At 61.0% G+C, this 17,483-nt stretch carries 17 protein-coding genes and 1 other RNA gene; 13 read left to right on the forward strand and 5 right to left on the reverse strand.

Annotated elements, in window-relative coordinates; all coding sequences use genetic code 11:
• Positions 1-77: 77 nt before the first annotated feature.
• The 6 genes from HX823_RS03180 (at position 78) to HX823_RS03205 (ending at position 5,790) form a co-directional block, all read left to right on the forward strand.
• A complete protein-coding gene (locus HX823_RS03180) occupies positions 78-1,241 on the forward strand; it encodes a putative zinc-binding metallopeptidase (protein ID WP_177074098.1) in 1,164 nt (387 codons plus the stop codon).
• Positions 1,242-1,357: 116 nt separating this feature from the next.
• Positions 1,358-1,454: signal recognition particle sRNA small type (gene ffs / locus HX823_RS03185), an RNA gene on the forward strand.
• Between the two features lie 127 nt (positions 1,455-1,581).
• The gene (locus HX823_RS03190; protein ID WP_177074099.1) at positions 1,582-2,013 is read left to right on the forward strand and encodes a hypothetical protein; all 432 of its coding nucleotides are present in this window, start codon (positions 1,582-1,584) and stop codon (positions 2,011-2,013) included.
• 20 nt (positions 2,014-2,033) lie between these two features.
• Positions 2,034-3,995, forward strand: coding sequence for an AAA family ATPase (locus HX823_RS03195; protein ID WP_177074100.1), 1,962 nt, complete (start codon positions 2,034-2,036; stop codon positions 3,993-3,995).
• Between the two features lie 156 nt (positions 3,996-4,151).
• Entirely contained in the window at positions 4,152-5,198 is a 1,047-nt protein-coding gene (locus HX823_RS03200; RefSeq protein WP_038844696.1) for an N-acetylmuramidase family protein, read from the forward strand.
• 1 nt (position 5,199) lies between these two features.
• Positions 5,200-5,790 carry a hypothetical protein gene (locus tag HX823_RS03205; protein ID WP_177074101.1) on the forward strand — a complete coding sequence of 197 codons (591 nt, stop codon included), beginning with the start codon at positions 5,200-5,202 and terminating at the stop codon, positions 5,788-5,790.
• On the opposite strand, the gene HX823_RS03210 is transcribed toward HX823_RS03205, so the two are convergent.
• Positions 5,791-6,654 (reverse strand): LysR family transcriptional regulator, encoded by an 864-nt coding sequence (locus HX823_RS03210; protein WP_038844693.1) that lies wholly within the window; start codon positions 6,652-6,654, stop codon positions 5,791-5,793.
• Positions 6,655-6,756: 102 nt separating this feature from the next.
• On the opposite strand from HX823_RS03210, the gene HX823_RS03215 reads away from it, so the two are divergent.
• A complete protein-coding gene (locus tag HX823_RS03215; protein WP_038844692.1) occupies positions 6,757-7,656 on the forward strand; it encodes a DMT family transporter in 900 nt (299 codons plus the stop codon).
• Here the strand turns inward: HX823_RS03215 and HX823_RS03220 are convergent.
• Entirely contained in the window at positions 7,607-8,365 is a 759-nt protein-coding gene (locus HX823_RS03220; RefSeq protein WP_038844691.1) for an ABC transporter substrate-binding protein, read from the reverse strand. The genes HX823_RS03215 and HX823_RS03220 overlap by 50 nt on opposite strands.
• A gap of 133 nt (positions 8,366-8,498) precedes the next feature.
• Between HX823_RS03220 and dnaX the strand changes: the two genes are divergently transcribed.
• From dnaX to HX823_RS03245, 5 genes are all read left to right on the forward strand, one after another.
• Positions 8,499-10,547 carry a DNA polymerase III subunit gamma/tau gene (gene dnaX, locus HX823_RS03225; protein WP_177074102.1) on the forward strand — a complete coding sequence of 683 codons (2,049 nt, stop codon included), beginning with the start codon at positions 8,499-8,501 and terminating at the stop codon, positions 10,545-10,547.
• A gap of 42 nt (positions 10,548-10,589) precedes the next feature.
• On the forward strand, positions 10,590-10,928 hold the full coding sequence (locus HX823_RS03230; RefSeq protein WP_003175481.1) for a YbaB/EbfC family nucleoid-associated protein: 339 nt from the start codon (positions 10,590-10,592) through the stop codon (positions 10,926-10,928).
• A gap of 134 nt (positions 10,929-11,062) precedes the next feature.
• A complete protein-coding gene (locus tag HX823_RS03235) occupies positions 11,063-12,088 on the forward strand; it encodes an NADP-dependent oxidoreductase (protein WP_177074103.1) in 1,026 nt (341 codons plus the stop codon).
• 58 nt (positions 12,089-12,146) lie between these two features.
• On the forward strand, positions 12,147-12,749 hold the full coding sequence (gene recR / locus HX823_RS03240) for a recombination mediator RecR (protein WP_177074104.1): 603 nt from the start codon (positions 12,147-12,149) through the stop codon (positions 12,747-12,749).
• Positions 12,750-12,947: 198 nt separating this feature from the next.
• The gene (locus HX823_RS03245; protein ID WP_177074105.1) at positions 12,948-14,096 is read left to right on the forward strand and encodes an acyl-CoA dehydrogenase family protein; all 1,149 of its coding nucleotides are present in this window, start codon (positions 12,948-12,950) and stop codon (positions 14,094-14,096) included.
• Here HX823_RS03245 and HX823_RS03250 read toward each other — a convergent pair whose 3' ends face one another.
• Entirely contained in the window at positions 14,097-14,645 is a 549-nt protein-coding gene (locus HX823_RS03250) for an adenine phosphoribosyltransferase (RefSeq protein ID WP_038847960.1), read from the reverse strand.
• Positions 14,646-14,725: 80 nt separating this feature from the next.
• Positions 14,726-15,460 carry a fumarate/nitrate reduction transcriptional regulator Fnr gene (gene fnr, locus HX823_RS03255; RefSeq protein WP_033900561.1) on the reverse strand — a complete coding sequence of 245 codons (735 nt, stop codon included), beginning with the start codon at positions 15,458-15,460 and terminating at the stop codon, positions 14,726-14,728.
• Between the two features lie 153 nt (positions 15,461-15,613).
• On the opposite strand from fnr, the gene HX823_RS03260 reads away from it, so the two are divergent.
• The gene (locus HX823_RS03260; RefSeq protein ID WP_080642402.1) at positions 15,614-16,081 is read left to right on the forward strand and encodes a hypothetical protein; all 468 of its coding nucleotides are present in this window, start codon (positions 15,614-15,616) and stop codon (positions 16,079-16,081) included.
• Here HX823_RS03260 and hemN read toward each other — a convergent pair whose 3' ends face one another.
• Positions 16,082-17,464 (reverse strand): oxygen-independent coproporphyrinogen III oxidase, encoded by a 1,383-nt coding sequence (gene hemN, locus HX823_RS03265; protein WP_033900564.1) that lies wholly within the window; start codon positions 17,462-17,464, stop codon positions 16,082-16,084.
• Positions 17,465-17,483: the final 19 nt, after the last annotated feature.

The raw sequence follows: 17,483 nt of genomic DNA on the forward strand, positions 1-17,483 counted from the left end.
AGCCCGCTCACTACAACAATGTGGAACGATTCCGAAGCGAAAGTGATCTAGTCTCAGTCACCCAGGGAGAGATCGCCATGTTCCGCTACTTCGAGCAACTCAGTTCGCGTATTGCAGCACCCTTCGTAGCCGGCAGCTCCCGCGACAGCAAGGTGTGGCAGTGCCGCTGCGGCCAATCGCTGTTCTTTCGCAACAGCCAGTGCCTGGCCTGCCAGGCGCTGCTGGGCTATCAACCCCAGCAAAGTCGACTCGCCTCCCTGCAACCCGGCCCGGTCGAAGGTACCTGGCTGCAGGACGGCAACCTCGACGCCGGCGCCTTCCGCCGCTGCGCCAACCTCGACACCCCGGCCGCCTGCAACTGGCTGATCCCGGCCCACAGCACCGCGCCGCTGTGCGTGGCGTGCAGCCTGAACCGCACCATTCCTGACTTATCGATCCCGGAAAACCACGAGCGCTGGCGCAAAGTCGAAACCGCCAAGCGTCGCCTAGTGGCGCAACTCATCAGCCTGGGTCTGCAAGTGGTGCCCAAAAGCGTCGACGAAGACACCGGCCTGGCCTTCGACTTCGTGGGTATCGACTTGGAAGGCAATGCCCCCATGACCGGCCACTCGAACGGCCTGATCACCCTGGACATCAAGGAAGCCGATGACGCCCACCGCGAAAAAGTCCGCGTACAAATGCGCGAGCCCTATCGCACCCTGCTCGGGCACTTTCGCCATGAAGTCGGCCATTACTACTGGGACCGGCTGATCGCCAATACCCATTGGCTTGAACCGTTTCGCCAGCTGTTCGGCGACGAACGTGCCAGTTACGCCGAGGCCCTCGACCAGCACTACCAGAACGGCCCACGCCTGGACTGGCAGCAAACCTGCGTCAGCGCCTACGCCACTATGCATCCCTGGGAAGACTGGGCCGAAACCTGGGCGCATTACCTGCACATGATGGACGCCGTCGACACCGCCCTCGGCTTTGGCATGAGCGCCCGCGAGATGGACCTGGATTACCAGCCATTCCCGCTCACCACCCTGTACGATCCCGAACACCCTGGCGGCGTGGCATTCCTGTCGTTCGTCAACGCCTGGATCGAGCTGGCCGGTATGCTCAATGAGCTGTCGCGCAGCATGGGCCAGCCGGATTTCTATCCCTTTGTGCTGCCACCGGCGGTGATTGCCAAATTGCACTTCATCCACCTTGTGATTCAGGAGGAGGGCGGCAGGGCCGATGAGGCGGTGATTCTGTAGGGGCACAAGTGCTTGAGCCCCTTCATATTTTTAATCCGCCCCCAACGGTTGTAACTTCCGAGGAGATCGGTACAATGGCCCCGCTTGCCGAGAGGCAGGCGTCGTTATGGTGACCCCATCGGTCCCCCCGCAACGATTACCCGTGAACCTGGTCAGAGCCGGAAGGCAGCAGCCACAGCGGGAACATTGTGTGCCGGGGTGTGGCTGGTGGGGTTGCCTCCATAACGCTCTTCCTTGCAACACCTCCTTAAATTCAATTCAAAAAAATGCGTCCAAGCCATCTGCCATCGAGCAGTCCATGGCGGCATACTCCAGTGCCTGGCATCCGGAGACAACACACGTGGAAAAAGTCGACGACCTCACGCGCGAGAAGCTGCGGGAGTGGCAGATGCGGCGCCTGGAGATCAAGGACCGCATTCAATCCCATCCTGAACAGACCCTGGAATTGTCACGGGTGCTGGACCTTATGGACGACGAGCACGCGGAAATCCTCAGCCAGGCAGAAATGATCCGGACGGGGGAGGTGGCCAACGAGCCCGCACCGCCTGTCGATCCAGCAGCGCCGCCCCTCACAGGTGCCTACACGCTGCAATTGAATGTGGCCGCACAGAGTGCCGAAGACCTGCGCCGGCTACTGGATATGGCGGTCTTCGAACTCCAGCAGCAGGTCACTGCGATGGCCACTACGGCTGACACGGGTCCTCATTGCGGCGGTATGTCAGGCTCCCTCGGGGAGTATCGGTTTGAACTGGGCGGTCAGGGCAATGCCTGATTCCCTGGCGGCGAGGCGTTATGCAACCGGAACACTTTGATTTAGCCAGCCCGGTCTTCCTGCCTGTCACGGAGGAAACCTGCACGGCCCTGCTCGGCGCGGACGCTGCCAAGGCCCTGGTCGGCCTGACGGACCCGGAGTTGGCCGCCGTGCTGGTGATCCAGAACCTGGCCCAGGCGGCGCAAAAGGACCTGACGTGCGCGGGTGCCGAGCGTATCTTGGCCAAGTTGCTCGATTGGTCGGTGGACACCCAGGCAGAGGGCGCCGCCACGTTGTTGTCCGAAGCCCTGCGGCTGTTCGATGCGCGCAAGCTGTACTTCGGCTTCAATGCCCTTAAAACCGTCAATCTGCGCCTGCTCTCGGCTGAAGAAGTCGCGGCGCGGGATTACCTGCTGCCTACGGGTAAATGGGATATCGGCTACAAGGTCCGCCATTTGCGCAACAACGATCCGTTCAGCCAGCAGATGGTCACGCCCCGGCACCGCGAGCGCTGGCTCAGCCCGGCCCAGGACAAGCTGGTGCGGACCTTTCGCGCCAACCTGAACGAAGACCTGCATGTCCAAGGCTACGCCGGCATCGGCAAGAGCCACCTGCTCGGCGCGTTGATGGAGTGCCTGCGGCCGGCCCAGACCCTGATATTGGCCCGCACGGGGGCAAAACTCGCGACTTTGCGTGAACGCATGGGGCTGGCCAAGGACAGCAAGACCGGCTCGACCTTCGCCGCCTTCGCCAAGGCACTTTTGCAAGGGCAGCGCCCCGCCGCGCAGGCCGCGCCAGTCCGGTTGCCCGGCAAACACGAAGTGTCGCAGACCCTGAATATCCATGGCTGGCGTGGTCACGATGGTGCAGCAACGCTCGATATCTGCCTGAAGGTGCTCGACAGCTATTGCCACTCCAACCATCACAGTCTGTCGGCCCGGCATCTGCCGCATTTCAAACAGCCTCTGTCCAGCGTGGATGCCCAGGCGTTGCTGGAGTATTCCAGCCGGTTGTGGACGTACGTTCAAGCCAACCCGCAATGGGCCGGTCAGACGGCCTTCGCAGCCCTGTTGCTGATCAAGCGTGCAAGCCTCGACGGATGCGTGGTGCCGCCGCGCTACACCCATGTGCTGATCGATGAAAGCCAGGACATCCCGCCTTCGTTGTTGCAGATTATCGAGCGTGGCCGTCAGGTGCTGATCACCCTAGGCGATGAGTACCAATTGGCCAGCGGTGTAATGGTCAGGCGCAAGCGCGAAGTCCGGCACACCGATATCAATTACTCGGTGCGTTCGGGCCGCAACGTCGAGCGCCTGGTCAACCCGCTGATCAGCGTGCACTCGCAAAAGGGCAAGACGCCCTTCGAAGGCGCGCGGGATGCCGACGTCGGCATTGAGCATTATCCTCAGGGCTTCGTGCCACCCGAAGGCTGCGTGGTGTTGACCGCGTCCCCGTGGGACACCATGAAATGGGCCATCCAGTTGCAACAGGCTAACTGCCCATTTGGCTTCTTCGACAGTGCCGCGCAGCAGGATCTGCAGCGCTTCATGATCAGCGTCATCGCGCTGTTCAAGCCAGAGTTCTACAGCAACGAGCACAACGACAACGGCCCCCATGCGTACTTCAGCGACATGGATGACTGGCAACAGGTGCGCGATGCCAGCCAGTACGACGAGTCGTTCCTGTGGGTCGAGGATGAGTTGGAAAAAGGCTTCAACGTCGCTGATATCACGCGTTTGAATCGCCTCAGCGGCGTCCCCGGCAAACGCTGCCTGCTGATGTTGGCGGAGGAGGCGGGCGGCATGGAGTTCGACCGGGTGTTGCTCACGCCGGAGTTGCTGACCAACGTGAAATTCAAGGACGCCTATGCGTTCGACCAGCGACTGTGTGCGGTGTACATCGCCATTTCACGGGCGCGGGTGCAGCTGTACCTGCCTTACGACGTGGTTGAGTGGATTGATTTCCACACCTATCAGAAAACCCGTGAATTCCACGGTTACTGATTTATTTAATTCGGCTGTTTCACAACTTTCAGCGGTCGCTCTGGACAACCTAAAACCACCTTGTTAGTTTCCGCCAGCCACTTGTTTCAGAGTATGACAAGGTGCGGAGTTGATATTGAAGTGCCACCACTTCTTTAACTAACAAGGATGTCTTTGATGAAAAGCCTGCAAGGGTTGCCCCGTCTTATCAGTGCCTCGGTAGGTGCGCCCGGTAAAGCCCGCAACTTGCCCGCCGATGTGCAGTGCATCCAATATTTATTCAATCTGATCATTCCAAAACTGGGTTTTCCGCTGACCGAAAACGGTAAGTGCGATGGCCAGTTGGTGCAGTGCATCAGCCAGTACCAGTTCCGTCATCTCAAATATTCGCATCCCGATGGGGTGATCGACCCGACCGGTAAAACCTTCAACAGCCTGATCGAAGAGGCGGTGAAGGTGCCGGTGAAGGCGTTTCCGAGCATGCGTATTCCAAGCTTTCTGAATGCATTCGGTAACAACCAGGGTGACGCGGTGCAAGCCACCGTCAACGTGTACCTGGACCGTATGCGGGCGATGATCGAGGCTGAGCGGCGCAACCGCCAATTGATGTTGCAGGCCACGTGTGATGGCGGCATGACGCTCACCGATACGGATTTTCAGAATGCCGCCAAGCAGTTGGGCAACGGCATTTCGGTGAATGTCATCAGGGCCTTCGCCACGGTGGAGTCCGGTGGTCGCTCGGGGTTCGGGCCGGCCAAGTTACCGATCATTGCGTTTGAAGGGCACCAATTTCGCAAGTACACCAAGCATATCTACGACCAGGCGCATCCGCTGCTTTCGTACATCTATGTGAGAAAGGCCGGGCCGCAGTGGCAGGTCAATAACAAGGATCAGGTCAAGGCCTGGGAAACCATGGCCACTGCATTCGCCCTGGACCAGGAAGCGGCGTTGATGTCGGCGTCGTGGGGCATGTTTCAGACCATGGGGTTTAACTACGCTTCATGCGGTTACAAGACGGTGTTTGAGTTTGCCGCGGCATTAAAAGTGAATATCGGTAACCAACTGAAGGCGTTTCTCGCGTTTTGCGCTAACAGCCCGGCGTTGATGACGGCCATGAAAGCCAAGGATTTCACTTCGATGGCCCGTAACTATAACGGCAAGGACTACGGCAACTATGACGTCCTGATGAAAGACGCCTACGAGAAACTTGAAGGAAAAAAATAAGATGATCCGTTTTCTAGCAGTGGGTGTGTTGTCGTTGTGCGTCGCAGCGCCTGTCTTGGCCGGTTCACCGGCGTTGCATTCAGGCAAATACGAAGCGCTGATGCTGGCCGTGACGCCTGAACATCAGGTGGAAGGCTATTACGCGGAAGAGATGGGGGAGGGCGTTACTCGCAGCTGCACGTTCTTTCTGCAAGGCAAGCCCTCAGCGCTGACCACCTGGAACGACACTGCCTATCCCGGCAGCGTGGCGCCTTCTTCGGACGGCGTGATCCTGACCGTGGAACAGGGTCGCCAGCATCCCGGTTGCTTGAGTGTACTGATGCCAGAGATCGCCACTGGCCTGGACTTGACCCAGACCGCCAACAAAAAGTGGATCGGCCTGGTGCAGGTATCCGCTGCCAAGGCTTACCTGCTGAAAACCCCAAGTGCCAAGGCCGCCAAGCGCCCCTACATCGTCAAGAATGACGTGGTCGGGGTGCTGGCCTTCAAGGATGGCTGGGCCCAGGTCGAGTTCATCAATGCCGATGACCGCTCGTTTACTGGCTGGATCAGCCAGGATCAGTACGCGCGTTTGGCGGCCCCTAAAAGCTGATCAGCCGAAGGTTTCACGCAACAACCCAGCAAATGCATCCCGCGCCAGATGCCGCTGGGTGTCCTTGTGCCAGAACAGCAGGTTGTCCACCGCCTGCAGTTCATCGAACCGGTACGACGCCAGCTGATTGGCCTGCTCATAGCGGGCCAGGATGCCTTCCGGCGCCAGCGCCACACCAATCCCGGCACTCACGCAACCAATGATCGTGCCCCAACTGGCATAGCTGGCAATGGTCGGCTTGAAGGCGTGGGGCCTAACCCAATTCTCCAGCGCCGCCCGATAGGGGCAGCCCGGCGGCCACACCAGCAAGGTGCGGCCAGCCAGGTCTTCGGCGCTGCGGATCGGTTCGCTGGAGGCGCTGGCGATCAGCACCAGGCGCTCGCTGTAGACCACGCTATGGTCGAGCTTTGCGCGTTTGTTGCCGGCGGCCACCAGCGCCACATCCAGGCGATGGTGTTGCAGGTCATCGAGCAGCTCGCCCCAGGCGCCGGTCACCAATTCCAGGCTGACATCCGGGTAGCGCCGGTGATACTCCGCCAACAGCGGCGGCAGTCGGCCGCTGGCGCTGGACTCAACTGCGCCGATGCGCAGGGTGCCACGGGGAATGGCGTTGGCGTCCACGGCGCGTTTGGATTCGTCCACCAGGGCGAGGATGCGTTCGCAGTATTCGAGGAAAATCTCCCCCGCCGCACTGATCGCCAACCCACGCCCGGCGCGGATGAACAGCGGCGTGCCCAACTCGCTTTCCAGTTGCTTGATGCGCGTGGTGATGTTGGACGGCACGCAATGCAGTTGCACGGCGGCCTGGGCCACGCTGCCGGTTTGCGCTACGGCTCGCACCATTTTCAGTTGGGCCAGTTCCATTGCTCAGTTCCAGTGATTTCAGAAGTCAGAAACGCTTAATTGTCCTACGCCTTTTGCGGGCCAAGACTGACGGCATTCCTTCTCAGTTTTCGGATGCCGTCGATGAACACCCCGTCACCCCTGAAGCTTACGCTAGTCATCGCCAGCGTCATCCTCTGTTGGGCCTATTCGCCGATTGGCGTGCACATGGGGCTGCACAGCTACAGCCCTGGCCAGCTGGCGCTGCTGCGGTTCTTGATCGCCTCGGTGTTCATGGCCGGTGTGGCGCTGGTGATGGGCATTGGTCGGCCACGTCTGCGGGATCTGCCGTGGCTGTTGGTGTTGAGTTTTTTCGGGGTGTTCCTGCATCACACCAGCCTGAACTATGGACAGCAATTCGTCACGGCGGCGGCGTCCAGCGTGTTGGCACAATCGGCGCCGCTGTTCAGCGTGCTGATCGCGTTTTTCTGCTTGAGGGAACGTGTCAGCCTCTGGCGCTGGAGCTGCGTGTTGCTCGGCCTGCTGGGTGTGCTGGTGGTGATCTGGGGCGATCACGGCCTGGGCGATATCGACCCGCGTGGCCTGTTGATCCTGCTGGCGGCGGTGTCGTGGAGCCTGTACTTCGCCATCCAGAAACACTACGCCCATCGCTATAGCCCGCTGACCATGGCGTGCTACATGGTGTGGGCCGGCACGCTGATGCTCTGTGTGAACCTGCCAGGTCTGCCCGCCGCCGTAATGCACGCGCCGTTGCCGGAAAACCTCGCGGTGCTGGTGCTCGGGATCTTTCCGAGTGCCCTGGCTTACCTGGCCTGGGGTTATGTGCTGAAACATGTCGAGGTCAGCCGCGCCTCGGTGGCGATGTACCTGATCCCGCCCGTGGCCATGACGATGGCGGCGACGCTGCTAGGCGAGCACATCGCCCTGCAAGTGGTGCTGGGCGGTGTGATCGTGTTGGCCAGCGTGGCCGCCATCAGTCTTGAGGGGCGTTGGGCGCGGTCTCTCCGGTGTACAGTTGGATGATCTGGTCGATCTCGCCCGACATCTTCATCCGCAACAAGGTGCGCAGGATCAACTGCACCGGCACGTTGGGGTCATTACGCACGGTGCAGCCCAGGTTCTGCTCATCGATCACCGCCACCTTGTGCAGGCGTTTGCCCACCGGCATCCGCTGGTTGAAGCGGTCGAGTATCCATTCATTGATCACCGCGAACTTGAAACGCCCGGCCACCAGTTTGTGCAGCACCTGCTCTTCGCTGCGCGCATCGTCGCGGCTGAGCTGGCCGCCGGCAAACAGCGGGTCGAGGGTGGCGTAGCGGTAATTGAGCACGGTGCCGATGGCTTGCGGCGCGAGTTTGTCGACCTGTACCGGCTGCGCAGGAATGTGCGTGCTGACCAACAGGTTGCGCTGCACCATCAGCGGAATGCTCCAGGTATAGTCGCCGGACTGGTCGTCGACCCAGGCCTGGGTGACATAACAGCGCACATCAATATCACCGTGTTCCATGGCGCTGGAGATGCGCGCCCGTGCCAGCACGTGGAATTGCGCCGGGCGGCCGACCTGAGTGGCCAGGCTCAACATCACGTCATACAAAATGCCCTGGGTGGGCCGGCCGTCCTCCAGCTGCACCATGGGCATCGCCCAACTGTCGGAAACCGAGAAGCGCAGCGGTGCGGGCGCTGCAAGGCTGGCCGTGGCAATCATCCATAAAACGCCCAGGACTGCGCGCATAAGCTCTCCGGGTTCAGGCCTTTTTGGGGCCAGTCACAAGAGCTTAGTCAGATTAGGCAAGCGTGCCGGATGCAATTTCCCCCTTGCTCCGCTAGCATTACCGGCTTCTGTTTCCCAGTTGCGACGGTTTTCCATGAGTTATCAGGTTCTTGCACGTAAATGGCGTCCGCGCTCGTTCCGCGAAATGGTCGGCCAGACCCATGTGCTCAAGGCTCTGATCAATGCCTTGGACAGCCAGCGGCTGCACCACGCGTACCTGTTCACCGGTACGCGAGGGGTGGGCAAGACCACCATTGCGCGCATCATCGCCAAATGCCTGAACTGTGAAACCGGTATCACTTCTACGCCATGCGGCACCTGCTCGGTGTGCAAGGAAATCGACGAAGGGCGCTTTGTCGACCTGATCGAGATCGACGCCGCGAGCCGCACCAAGGTCGAAGACACCCGCGAGCTGCTCGACAACGTGCAGTACGCGCCGAGTCGCGGCCGCTTCAAGGTCTACTTGATCGACGAAGTGCACATGCTCTCCAGCCATTCCTTCAACGCCCTGTTGAAAACCCTGGAAGAGCCGCCGCCCTACGTCAAATTCATCCTGGCCACCACTGACCCGCAGAAACTTCCTGCAACGATTCTGTCGCGGTGCCTGCAGTTCTCTCTGAAAAACATGACCCCCGAGCGGGTGGTCGAGCATTTGACCCACGTGCTGGGCGTCGAGAACGTACCGTTCGAAGACGACGCGCTGTGGCTGCTCGGCCGCGCCGCCGATGGCTCGATGCGTGACGCCATGAGCCTCACCGACCAGGCCATTGCCTTTGGTGAAGGCAAAGTCATGGCCGCCGACGTGCGCGCCATGCTTGGCACCCTCGACCACGGCCAGGTATTCGACGTGCTGCACGCGCTGATCGAAGGCGACGCCAAGGCGTTGCTCGAAGCCGTGCGTCACCTGTCGGAGCAAGGCCCGGACTGGAACGGCGTGCTCTCGGAGATCCTCAATGTGCTGCACCGCGTCGCCATCGCCCAGGCCCTGCCTGAGGGTGTCGACAACGGCCATGGCGACCGCGACCGTGTGTTGGCCCTGGCCCAGGCATTGCCGGCCGAAGATGTGCAGTTCTATTACCAGATGGGCCTGATCGGCCGCCGCGACCTGCCCCTGGCGCCCGATCCGCGGGGTGGCTTTGAAATGGTGCTGCTGCGGATGCTGGCGTTCCGGCCCGCCGATTCGGCGGATGCGCCGAGACAGCCGCTAAAGCCAGTGGGGATCAGCCAGGCCACAGTTGATTCCGCCAAACCAGTGGCTGGCTCGGCGGTGGTCGCGCCAGTGGTGGCTGCGCCTGCGCCAGTCGTGCCCGAGCCTGAGCCTGAGCCTATGGTCGCTGCGCCGGTGGTCGAGCCGCAAGCCATTATCGAGCCTGAGCCAGTCGTCGACCTGCCCTGGAATGATCCGGTTGAAGCTGAAGTCGAAGCCGAGCAAGCGCCCGCCGTGGAGCCTGTGCTGGAAACCACCGGCGAGCAGCCCGAGCTGACCCCGATGCCTACGCCGACCCCGGACAGTGTGGTGCCGGACGCCCCGGAATGGGTGTCCGCGCCGGTTCCCGAGCCGACCGTGGCCCAGGTGGAAGCCGCCACGCCGGGCATCGACCTCGACGACGAACCGCCGCTGGACGAAGACTACATCGAGCCGGACATGGATTCGGCCTACAGCTACCTGGACGACTTGGCCAGCGAACACACCGCCGAACCGGCCCCCGAGCCCGAGGCGGAACCCGCTGCCGCGCCGGCCACCGGCCTGGCCCTGCAATGGCTGGAATTGTTTCCGAAGCTGCCGATTTCCGGCATGACCGGTAGCATCGCCGCCAACTGCACGCTGATTTCCATCGACGGCGATCACTGGCTGTTGCACCTGGACCCGGCCCACAGCGCCCTGTTCAACGCGACCCAGCAACGCCGCCTGAATGACGCACTGAACCAGTACCATGAGCGCACGCTGACCATTGCCATCGAGCTGATCAAGCCCGAGCAGGAAACCCCGGCCCAGGCCGCGACCCGCCGGCGTATCAACCGCCAGCGTGAGGCCGAGGACTCGATCCACGGTGATCCGCTCATCCAGCAAATGATGCAACAGTTCGGTGCGGTCGTCCGTCACGATACTATTGAACCTGTCGAAGCCCCGGTGGCGTCATAAACCGGGCTACTAACTTGACCCACGTACTTTGAGGTGATTCCCATGATGAAAGGTGGCATGGCCGGCCTGATGAAGCAGGCGCAGCAGATGCAGGAAAAGATGGCCAAGATGCAGGAAGAACTGGCCAACGCCGAAGTCACCGGTAAAGCCGGTGGCGATATGGTCAGCGTGGTGATGACCGGTCGTCACGACATCAAGCGCGTGAGCATCGACCCAAGCGTATTGCCTGGCGTCGGTGAAGATGACCTGGAAATGCTCGAAGCCTTGTTCGCCGCGGCCGTCAACGACGCCGTGCGCAAGATCGAAGCCAACAGCCAGGAAAAAATGGGCGGCGTGACCGCAGGCATGCAATTGCCGCCGGGCATGAAGTTGCCGTTCTGATCCGGTAGCGTTAGCTAGACTCCAATGCCAGGCCTCGTGCCTGGCATTTTTGTTTGTGCCAAATCTGATCGAACCCTGGCACGGCACGCATGGTCTGCACCCTATACCGATGGATTCGATAAAGGAGCCCTTTCATGCCTCAAGAACCGACCCTGAACCAGCGCATTGTCCTGGTCTCACGCCCCCAGGGCGCACCGACCCCGGAAAATTTCCGCCTGGAACGCGTGAATCTGCCGGAGTTGGCCGACGGCCAGGTCCTGCTGAAGACGTTGTACCTGTCCCTGGACCCTTATATGCGCGGGCGCATGAGCGACGCACCGTCCTACGCCGCGCCGGTAGAAATCGACGAAGTGATGACCGGCGGGGCTGTCAGCCGTATCGAGCAATCGCGTAATCCGAAATTTGAAGTGGGCGACCTGGTGGTCGGCTCGACCGGTTGGCAGAGCCACAGCATTTCCGATGGCCGTAACCTGATGCCGGTGCCCAAGGGCCTGGCCAGCCCGTCCACGGCCCTCGGAGTGCTGGGCATGCCGGGCATGACCGCCTACATGGGCCTGATGGACATCGGCCAGCCCAAAACCGGGGAAACCCTGGTCGTCGCCGCGGCGTCTGGCGCGGTGGGCTCGGTGGTGGGGCAGGTGGCCAAGCTCAAGGGCTTGCGCGTGGTCGGCATCGCCGGAGGCGCCGACAAGTGCCGCTACGTGGTGGATGAGTTGGGCTTCGATGCCTGCATCGACCACAAAAGCGAACACTTCGCCGATGAATTGGCCCAGGCCTGCTTCAAGGGTGTGGACATCTATTTCGAGAACGTCGGCGGCAAGGTGTTCGACGCCGTGGTGCCCTTGCTCAATCCCAAGGCCCGGATTCCACTGTGTGGGCTCATCGCCGGCTACAACGCCCATCAACCCCCCAGCGGCCCGGACCGGCTGCCGGCGCTGCAACGGACCTTGCTGACCAAGCGCGTGCGGATCCAGGGTTTTATCGTGTTCGATGACTACGGTGATCGCCAGCCCGAGTTCCTCAGCGCGATGGCGCCGTGGGTGCGTGACGGCAAGATCAAGTTCCGTGAGGACGTGGTCGAGGGCCTGGAGCAGGCGCCCGAAGCCTTTATCGGTCTGTTGGAAGGGCGCAACTTCGGCAAGTTGGTCGTGCGCATTTGACGCTTATCCGGGGCGCGGGTATAAACCGCGTCTCGTTGTTTTGTCGGACCCTTCGCCCATGAGCTTCAGCCCCCTGATTCGCCAACTGATCGACGCCCTGCGCATATTGCCGGGTGTCGGCCAGAAAACCGCCCAGCGTATGGCGCTGCAACTGCTGGAGCGTGATCGCAGCGGCGGCGCCCGGTTGGCCCAGGCCTTGAGCCAGGCCATGACCGGTGTCGGCCACTGCCGCCAGTGCCGCACCCTCACTGAAGAAGAACTCTGCCCGCAATGCGCCGACCCGCGCCGCGACGATACGCTGCTGTGTGTTGTCGAAGGGCCGATGGATGTGTACGCGGTGGAGCAGACCGGCTATCGCGGTCGCTACTTCGTGCTCAAGGGCCACCTGTCGCCGCTGGACGGCCTGGGCCCGGAAGCCATCGGCATTCCGCAGTTGGTTACGCGCATCGAAGAGCAGGGCACGTTTACCGAAGTGATCCTGGCCACCAACCCGACGGTGGAAGGTGAGGCGACCGCACACTACATCGCGCAATTGCTGACCAACAAAGGCCTGATCACCTCGCGTATCGCCCACGGCGTGCCGTTGGGCGGCGAGTTGGAGTTGGTGGATGGCGGCACGCTGGCGCATTCCTTCGCAGGCCGCAAACCCATCGCCCTCTAACGGGCGACACCGTTAAAAATGTGTGCGGGCTTGCTCGCGAATGCGGTGGATCAGTCAATATCTTTGTTGACTGATACCCTGCATTCGCGAGCAAGCCCGCTCCCACATTGGTTCTGTGTCGTCATTAGAGTTTTCGCACGGCTTGATAACCAAGCAAGCGCTTGGTAAGTTCGCTCCACCTCACCGTGGAGCTTGCCGATGTCTGCCTATCAGCACTACTTCGACCCTAGCCACCAATTGGTCCGCGACAGCGTGCGTCGCTTCGTCGAGCGCGAGATGCTGCCGGGCATCGAACAGTGGGAGGAGGCAGAGAGCTTCCCCCGAGAGCTGTACCTCAAGGCGGGTGCGGCGGGGATTCTTGGCATCGGCTACCCGGAAACGTTGGGCGGCAGCCATGAAGGCGATCTGTTCGCCAAGGTCGCGGCCAGCGAAGAGCTGATGCGTTGCGGCTCCGGCGGCGTCGTGGCGGGGTTGGGGTCGTTGGATATCGGCCTGCCGCCTATCGTCAAATGGGCGCGTCCAGAGATTCGCCAGCGTGTCGCCCCGCAAGTACTGTCGGGCGAGAAGATCATCGCCCTGGCGGTCACCGAGCCGGGTGGCGGTTCGGATGTGGCCAGCCTGCAAACCCGCGCCATTCGTGACGGCGAGCATTACCGCGTCAGCGGCAGCAAGACCTTCATCACCAGCGGCAGCCGCGCCGACTTCTACACCGTGGCCGTGCGCACGGGCGGGCCGGGCTTTGCCGGCATCAGCTTGTTGTTGATCGAAAAAGACACCCCTGGTTTCAGCGTCGGCCAACAGCTGAAGAAAATGGGCTGGTGGGCGTCGGACACCGCTGAATTGTTCTTCGACGATTGCCGCGTGCCCGTCGGCAACCTGATCGGCGCTGAAAACATGGGCTTTGCCTGCATCATGGGCAACTTCCAGAGCGAGCGTCTGGCCCTGGCATTGATGGCCAACATGACGGCGCAGATGGCGCTGGAGGAAAGCCTCGAATGGGCTGCGCAACGCGAAGCCTTCGGTAAACCCATCGGCAAATTCCAGGTGATCAAGCATCGCCTGGCGGAGATGGCCACCGCCGTGGAGGTTTCACGGGAGTTCACTTACCGCCAGGCGGCCAAGATGGCCGCGGGCATCAGCGTGATCAAAGAGATTTCCATGGCCAAGAACCTCGCCACCGATACCGCCGACCGCGTCACTTATGACGCCGTGCAGATCCTCGGGGGCCAGGGTTACATGCGCGGCAGCCTGGTAGAGCGGCTGTACCGCGACAACCGCATCCTGTCCATCGGTGGAGGCACCCGTGAAGTGATGAATGAAATCATCAGCAAGCAGATGGGGCTTTGATCACTGTTCGCTCAGTGCAAACTGCGTCAGGCAAAAAGTCGGGATGCCCATGTCTTCCAGGCGCTGCGAACCGCCCAGCTCCGGCAGATCAATAATCGCCGCCGCTTCGAAAATCGTCGCCCCCATGCGTCGCACCAGGTTCGCCGCTGCAATCAGGGTGCCGCCGGTGGCGATCAAATCATCGAACATCAGCACCGAATCGCCCTCGCACAGGCTGTCGGCATGCACTTCCAGGAACGCCTCGCCGTACTCGGTCTGGTAACCCTCGGCCAGCACGTCAGCTGGCAGCTTGCCTTGCTTGCGGAACAGGATCAGCGGCTTGTTCAGTTGGTAGGCGATGATCGAACCGATCAGGAAGCCCCGCGCGTCCATCGCGCCGATATGGGTGAATTCGGCCTCGACATAACGATGGGCAAAGCTGTCTGCCACCAGGCGCAAGGCGCGGGGCGATTGGAACAACGGCGTGATGTCACGGAAGATCACCCCAGGCTTGGGGAAGTCGATGACGGGGCGGATCAGGGATTTGATGTCGAACGAATCAGAGGTCATCGTCGAAGAGTCCTGGGGCTGGAAACGGACTCGAAGTATACCTGCGGCCTCGCCGGTTGGCGCGGCCGCAAGTGTCTGCATCAACCTTCCAGCGAGCCACCGGCCAGCGCACATAGCTGGATCGGGTCGAGGATATGCACTTCTTTACCTTCGGCGGCGATCAGCTCGTTCTGCTGGAAGCGGGTAAACACGCGGGACACGGTTTCCACCGCAAGGCCCAAGTAGTTGCCGATTTCATTGCGCGACATGCTCAGGCGGAACTGGTTGGCCGAGAAACCCCGGGCCCGGAACCGCGCCGACAGGTTGACCAGGAAGGTGGCGATGCGCTCGTCGGCGGTTTTCTTCGACAGCAGCAGCATCATTTGCTGGTCGTCACGGATCTCGCGGCTCATCACACGCATCAACTGGCGGCGCAGTTGTGGCAGTTGGATGGCCAGTTCGTCCAGGCGTTCGAAGGGGATTTCGCAAACGGATGTCGTTTCCAGCGCCTGCGCCGACACCGGGTGAATCTCGGTGTCCATGCCCGACAAGCCCACCAGTTCGCTGGGCAAGTGGAAACCGGTGATCTGCTCTTCGCCGCTGTCGCTCAGGCTGAATGTCTTCAACGCACCCGAACGTACTGCATAAACGGAATCGAACTTGTCGCCCTGGCGGAACAGAAACTCGCCTTTTTTCAGCGGGCGGCCACGTTTAACGATGTCGTCCAGCGCATCCATGTCTTCCAAATTCAACGAAAGTGGCAAGCAGAGGGGGGCCAGGCTGCAATCCTTGCAATGAGCCTGGCTGTGAGCGCGCAGTTTGACTGGCTCGGACATTTCTTAAATCCTTGTGGGAAAACACACATAAGACGTAAGGGTAACGCACTGGGGTGCGCTGAGGCCAGCCTGTACAAAAAACCGGCAGCGGTATAAAGGTTTTTGTGTCGGGGTCGATACAGAAGGCATACCTATTGAGTCGGAGCTTGGATCATGTCTGTTATAGCTGCCTACAACCCTGCCATCCGCATTCCGACCGTCCCGGATGCAAAGCCTGCGGCTGAGGCCAAGGAAGCAGCGCCAGAGGTTGAAACCACCCATGCACCCAAAGTGGTGGAAGGTGTGACGGTGACTATTTCTGCCGATGCGTTCAAGGCGGCAGGTGCGGCCAAAAGCTCCAATGCGGATATCGATGACAGCGGCCTGGACGACAACGTCAAGCAGGTGCTGAAAATGATCCGTCAGTTGAAACAACAGATCGCCGAAAAACAGGCCGAGCTGGCGGCCGTTGCAGCGGCCAATAATCTTTCCCCTGAAGAGGCGCGCGCGAAAACCAGCGCGTTGCAGAGCGAGATCAGTTCTTTGCAGGCGGGCCTGATGTCGGCCCAGACATCACTCGCCAAGTCGATGAAAGGTATGAGTGCCGAGGATTCGATGAAAACCGCCTCACTGGCGATGTAATCAGATCACCCGTGAAAACCGTTGCCTGTTCTGGTGCTCCAGGTAGGCATCGAACACCATGCACACCGAACGCACCAGCAATCGCCCGGCCGGCAATACGCGAATGCCCTGGGCGTCGAGTTCGATCAGGCCATCCTCAGCCATCGCCGTCAGTTGCGGCCAGATGTCGTCGAAATACCCGCGAAAATCCATGTTGAAGGCCTGCTCGATCGTCTCGAATGCCAGGCTGAAATTGCAGATCAACTGCTGAATCACTTCCCGCCGCAACCGATCATCCGTAGTGCAGACCAGGCCGCGACTGGTGGCCAGTTGCGCGCCGGCCAGGGTGTTCTGGTAGCCGTTGAGGTCGCTGCTGTTCTGGCAGTACAGGTCACCGATCTGGCTGATCGCCGACACGCCGAGCCCGATTAAATCGCAATGACCGTGGGTGGTGTAGCCCTGGAAGTTGCGTTGCAGGGTGCCTTCTTCCTGGGCGATGGCGAGTTCGTCGTCGGGCAGGGCGAAGTGGTCCATGCCGATGTAGCGGTAACCGGCCTGGGTCAGTTGCTCGATGGTGGTTTGCAGCATCAAGAGCTTTGACGCGGGGGAGGGGAGTTCATCCGTGTTGATGCGCCGCTGGGGCATGAAACGCTCCGGCAGATGCGCGTAGTTGAACACCGACAGGCGGTCCGGTTGCAGCCTGATCACTTCTTCTACAGTGCGCGCAAAATTGATCGGCGTTTGCTTGGGCAGGCCGTAGATCAGGTCGATATTGATCGAGCGAAATTGCAGGGTGCGCGCTGCATCGATCACCGCGCGGGTTTCCTCAAGGCTCTGCAGGCGATTCACCGCCCGTTGCACTTCGGGGTCTAGGTCTTGCAGGCCGATGCTCACGCGGTTGAAGCCGAGCTCACGCAGCAGGCCCATGGTGGCCCAGTCCGCTTCACGGGGGTCGATCTCGATGCCGTAGTCGCCGGAATCGTCATCCAGCAAATTGAAGTGCTGGCGCAGGCAGCCCATGACCTGGCGTAGTTCATCGTGGCTGAGAAAGGTCGGGGTGCCGCCGCCAAAATGCAGTTGCTCAACCCGCTGTTTCGGATCGAGATGGCAGGCCACCAGTTGGATCTCTTGCTCCAGGCGTTGCAGGTAGGCCTGGGCGCGGCCACGGTCCTTGGTAATGACCTTGTTGCAGGCGCAGTAGTAGCAGATGTTCGCGCAGAACGGCACATGCACATACAGCGACAACGGTCGCACGGCTTTGCGGCTGTCGCGCAGGGCGTGGAGCAGGTCGAAGGTGCCGACCTGGCTGTCGAATTGTACGGCGGTGGGGTAGGACGTGTAGCGCGGTCCCGCCAGGTCGTAGCGGTGAATCAGATCGGTGTCCCAACGAATGGCGTCGAGCATGCGGGCGTTCCCCCGGATA

Source organism: Pseudomonas sp. P7759 (assembly GCF_013386445.1).
Lineage (GTDB): Bacteria > Pseudomonadota > Gammaproteobacteria > Pseudomonadales > Pseudomonadaceae > Aquipseudomonas > Aquipseudomonas azotoformans_A.

What these genes read in the sequence shown, in the direction of transcription:
- HX823_RS03180 (WP_177074098.1), top strand. Translation starts at nt 78, where the DNA reads ATGTTCCGCTACTTCGAGCAACTCAGTTCGCGTATTGCAGCACCCTTC.
- HX823_RS03195 (WP_177074100.1), top strand. Translation starts at nt 2,034, where the DNA reads ATGCAACCGGAACACTTTGATTTAGCCAGCCCGGTCTTCCTGCCTGTC.
- HX823_RS03200 (WP_038844696.1), top strand. Translation starts at nt 4,152, where the DNA reads ATGAAAAGCCTGCAAGGGTTGCCCCGTCTTATCAGTGCCTCGGTAGGT.
- HX823_RS03205 (WP_177074101.1), top strand. Translation starts at nt 5,200, where the DNA reads ATGATCCGTTTTCTAGCAGTGGGTGTGTTGTCGTTGTGCGTCGCAGCG.
- HX823_RS03210 (WP_038844693.1), bottom strand. Translation starts at nt 6,654, where the DNA reads ATGGAACTGGCCCAACTGAAAATGGTGCGAGCCGTAGCGCAAACCGGC.
- HX823_RS03215 (WP_038844692.1), top strand. Translation starts at nt 6,757, where the DNA reads ATGAACACCCCGTCACCCCTGAAGCTTACGCTAGTCATCGCCAGCGTC.
- HX823_RS03220 (WP_038844691.1), bottom strand. Translation starts at nt 8,365, where the DNA reads ATGCGCGCAGTCCTGGGCGTTTTATGGATGATTGCCACGGCCAGCCTT.
- dnaX (WP_177074102.1), top strand. Translation starts at nt 8,499, where the DNA reads ATGAGTTATCAGGTTCTTGCACGTAAATGGCGTCCGCGCTCGTTCCGC.
- HX823_RS03230 (WP_003175481.1), top strand. Translation starts at nt 10,590, where the DNA reads ATGATGAAAGGTGGCATGGCCGGCCTGATGAAGCAGGCGCAGCAGATG.
- HX823_RS03235 (WP_177074103.1), top strand. Translation starts at nt 11,063, where the DNA reads ATGCCTCAAGAACCGACCCTGAACCAGCGCATTGTCCTGGTCTCACGC.
- recR (WP_177074104.1), top strand. Translation starts at nt 12,147, where the DNA reads ATGAGCTTCAGCCCCCTGATTCGCCAACTGATCGACGCCCTGCGCATA.
- HX823_RS03245 (WP_177074105.1), top strand. Translation starts at nt 12,948, where the DNA reads ATGTCTGCCTATCAGCACTACTTCGACCCTAGCCACCAATTGGTCCGC.
- HX823_RS03250 (WP_038847960.1), bottom strand. Translation starts at nt 14,645, where the DNA reads ATGACCTCTGATTCGTTCGACATCAAATCCCTGATCCGCCCCGTCATC.
- fnr (WP_033900561.1), bottom strand. Translation starts at nt 15,460, where the DNA reads ATGTCCGAGCCAGTCAAACTGCGCGCTCACAGCCAGGCTCATTGCAAG.
- HX823_RS03260 (WP_080642402.1), top strand. Translation starts at nt 15,614, where the DNA reads ATGTCTGTTATAGCTGCCTACAACCCTGCCATCCGCATTCCGACCGTC.
- hemN (WP_033900564.1), bottom strand. Translation starts at nt 17,464, where the DNA reads ATGCTCGACGCCATTCGTTGGGACACCGATCTGATTCACCGCTACGAC.